Below are 3,113 nucleotides of genomic sequence, written 5' to 3' on the forward strand. Positions count from 1 at the left end.
GCTGCAGCTGACGGTGTGGGAGCAGCATCTGTGAGGCGTTTGTCAGACCCCGCACCTAGGCTGGAAGCGTCCGGATAAGGAAAGCCAGACGTCTCAGAAGGAGGGCAGCGGATGCGGCATCAAACGGCCCCGGAGGTTGATGATGCCTGGGTTCCTGCTGTCGCCTTTGCGGATGGGGATTCACTTCTGGTCGGGACTGTAAGCTTTCCACTCCCTTCCTTCCTCGCGGCTGACGAAGCTCTTCGGCTCGTCGCATCAGCTGACCGGCTCATTGCCTGGGGAACGGCCATGAAAACGCGTGCCCTGGCCCGGGTCGAAGAGGCCGTTGGCGAAGAGACCCCGGTGAGGCGGGAGGAGCAGCCCGTGCGTTTTGGCGGGGACGAGGCCCATGCGCTCGCCGTCACAGAGGTGGCTACCGCCTGCGCCGTCTCCGAAGGTTCAGCCGCACGCTCCTTGAATGAAGCCGCAGAACTGACCACGTCCCAATGGGAAGTTCTTGAAGCGGTTGAAGAAGGAAAGATTTCCAACGGGCACGCACGGACCATCCTCGAACAGGCGCGCGTCCTGCCTGCCGGGCACGCTGAAAAGTTCTCGCGGGTGGCCCTGCAACGGACGCGGACCCGCCACGGCCGTCTCCGCACCGCCGTCGAACTGCGCAGCTGCCTGCGCAGGCTGCGTGAGCGGCTCCATCCAGAGAGCCTCGCCGCCCGGAAAGCAGCCGCCCACCGCGAACGCGGTGTGTGGTTCTCACCCGAGCCGGACGGGATGTGCACCCTCACCGCCTCCCTTCCTGCAGAGGTTGGCCTGGCCATTTACAACGGGCTCGACCACGACGCACGGCTGATCAAGGCCAAGGTTGCGGAACATAGCCGTGACTCAGGCGCCATTGTTGGGGGCGGTGTCCGGTCCGGCTCCAGCACGCTGCCGGAGTTCCGGGCGGATGCACTGGCCCACCGTCTCCTCGGCGGAACCGGGGAGTTAGAGCTCGGGGTGTTCCGGGCCGAGGTGGTAGTGACCATTCCCCTAGGCCTGGCACTCGGGGGCGGCACAGGAAGCGAAGCGACACTGGACTCCGCGGAACTTGCCGGCTACGGGCCCATTGACGGTCCCACCGCCCGACAGTTGGCGGCACTGGCCCCCAACTGGCAGCGGCTTTTCACTGACTGCACCACCGGCAAAGCCCTCGGGGTTGGGCGGACGGCTTACCGTCCGCCGAAGGCGCTGCTACGGTACCTGCACAGCCGTGACGGCACCTGCAGGTTCCCGGGCTGTACCCGCCCGGTCTCTGTTTGCGAACCCGACCATACCGTTGAGTGGCAGGACGGGGGACCGACCGACGCCGGCAACCTTGCAATGCTGTGCCGAAGACACCACGCGCTCAAGTCCATAGGGGCCTGGAAGTACAGGCAGTTGCCTGGGTCCGGCAACCTCGAGTGGCAATCACCATTCGGCCGCGTCCACATCAGCGAACCCGTGGAAGTCCATCCGGGGCCTGATCCAGGCAAGCCGCCGGAACCGCCGCCGTTTTAGTTCCTGCGCTCCCGGCGGGACTTCAGTCGTAGGCAGGGCGGTGCCATTCCTGATCAGCGGGCACACGGCCGATGCTCCAGGCGGAGACTTTTCGCAGATCGACCCTGGTTGCCTGCAGGCGGACCTGGCGTCCCCCTGTCACGAGCACGGGGCCAAGAAAATGGACGTACGGATCGTCGTTCAGTTTCTGTCCGTCCGCGGGTGAGGCAACGGAGGCGAGCGCGTCGGCGATGGCCGGGCTGCCGATCCGGATCTGGTCATCCTGCCGCCGCTCCCAGGCCTGCCCGGATGCGACCGATCCCGAAATGATGGTGCCGTCAACGACGACAGTCAGCTCGATTGTTGCATCAGGGTCGGAGCGGACGGTTGCGGCCAGCAGCTGCGCCAGGCGGCCGTCAATGTCATACTTCCCATCCGTCATGGCTCGTCCCTTTCATACTTCCGTGGACCTGGATCCGCTCTATCACAGCTTAGTTTCCGGCGGTCACGTCACCAGCGGAACTGGGCACGAAAAATCCCCGCCGGGCTGGTGCCCGGCGGGGATTCCTTCGTCGGCAGGACCTTTACTTCTTGGGCAGGCCTGCCGGGTTCAGCTCGGACTTCTGGATGGCCTCGGATGACAGGCCCCAGCGGTCCAGGATCTTGGCGTAGGTGCCGTTTTCGATCAGTTCGTTCAACGCTGCCTGGGCAGCCACGGCCAAGCCGTTGTCCTTTTTGGTGGTGAAGGCGATTTCCGCCGTCAGCGGCCAGCCGCCGTTGAGCGTGCCCACCTGCTTGCTCTTTCCATCCTGCGCAGCCTTGTAGGCGGCGCCCGCGTTGGGTCCGAAGGTCAGGTCCGCCCGGCCCGACTGAAGGGCAAGCGACGAGGCGGAGTCGTCGTCGTAATACTGGAACTCGACCGGCGCCAGGCCATTCTTCTTGTTTTCCTCGTCCCAGCGCACCAGGATGGCTTCCTGGTTGGTGCCGGAGCCAACGATGACCCGCTTGCCCGCCACGTCCTTGGCCTCCTTGATCTCGCCGATGTTTGAGTCGCTCTTTGCGTAGAAGCCCAGCAGGTCATTGCGGTAGGTGGCGAAGTCGAACTTTTCCTTGCGGGCCTCGGTGACGGTCACGTTGGACAGCACGGCCTCGTACTTGCCGGATTCAACGCCTAGCGGCCAATCAGCCCAGGCCACGGGAAGCGCTTCGACCTCCAGGCCAAGCGTCTCGCCCACCGCGTAGGCGATGTCCACCTCGCTGCCGATGAGGGTCTTGTTGTCGGTCGCGAAAAGGCTCAGCGGAGCAGTGCCGCCGGTGCTCACGATGGTGAGCTTCCCGTCGGCCTTGATGGCCTCGGGGACCAGTGCCGCCGCAGCGGGGTCAACGGTGACCTTGAAGCGGTCCTGCTCCGGGGACAGGTTGAACTGCTTCCCCGCCACTGTGGCGGAGGACGACGACGGTGCTGTCGCCGCCGTCGCGCCGGGATCAGCGCAGGCCGCCAGCCCCAGCAATGCTGCTGCTGCCAGGGCCGAGACGGCGGCGGGTTTCGTTCTGGTGTTGGCCAAGATTCCCCCTTGGGAAGTAGGTAGCGGATGCATCGGGTG

Annotated in this window: 3 protein-coding genes; 1 reads left to right on the forward strand and 2 read right to left on the reverse strand. The window is 65.2% G+C overall.

Annotated features, from left to right (window positions below):
- Positions 1-288 precede the first annotated feature (288 nt).
- Positions 289-1,530, forward strand: a complete 1,242-nt coding sequence (locus P2Q66_RS14050; RefSeq protein WP_275729052.1) for an HNH endonuclease signature motif containing protein — start codon at positions 289-291, stop codon at positions 1,528-1,530.
- Positions 1,531-1,552: 22 nt separating this feature from the next.
- Here the strand turns inward: P2Q66_RS14050 and P2Q66_RS14055 are convergent, their stop codons facing one another.
- Both P2Q66_RS14055 and P2Q66_RS14060 read right to left on the reverse strand, forming a co-directional pair.
- Positions 1,553-1,951 (reverse strand): hypothetical protein, encoded by a 399-nt coding sequence (locus tag P2Q66_RS14055; RefSeq protein ID WP_275729055.1) that lies wholly within the window; start codon positions 1,949-1,951, stop codon positions 1,553-1,555.
- A gap of 142 nt (positions 1,952-2,093) precedes the next feature.
- The gene (locus tag P2Q66_RS14060; protein WP_275729056.1) at positions 2,094-3,074 is read right to left on the reverse strand and encodes an ABC transporter substrate-binding protein; all 981 of its coding nucleotides are present in this window, start codon (positions 3,072-3,074) and stop codon (positions 2,094-2,096) included.
- Positions 3,075-3,113: the final 39 nt, after the last annotated feature.

Source organism: Arthrobacter sp. Cr_A7 (assembly GCF_029222765.1).
Classification (GTDB): Bacteria; Actinomycetota; Actinomycetes; order Actinomycetales; family Micrococcaceae; genus Arthrobacter.

Bases quoted from the DNA above. Each gene is read 5' to 3' on its own strand.
- P2Q66_RS14050 (WP_275729052.1), top strand. From the start codon at position 289: ATGAAAACGCGTGCCCTGGCCCGGGTCGAAGAGGCCGTTGGCGAAGAG.
- P2Q66_RS14055 (WP_275729055.1), bottom strand. From the start codon at position 1,951: ATGACGGATGGGAAGTATGACATTGACGGCCGCCTGGCGCAGCTGCTG.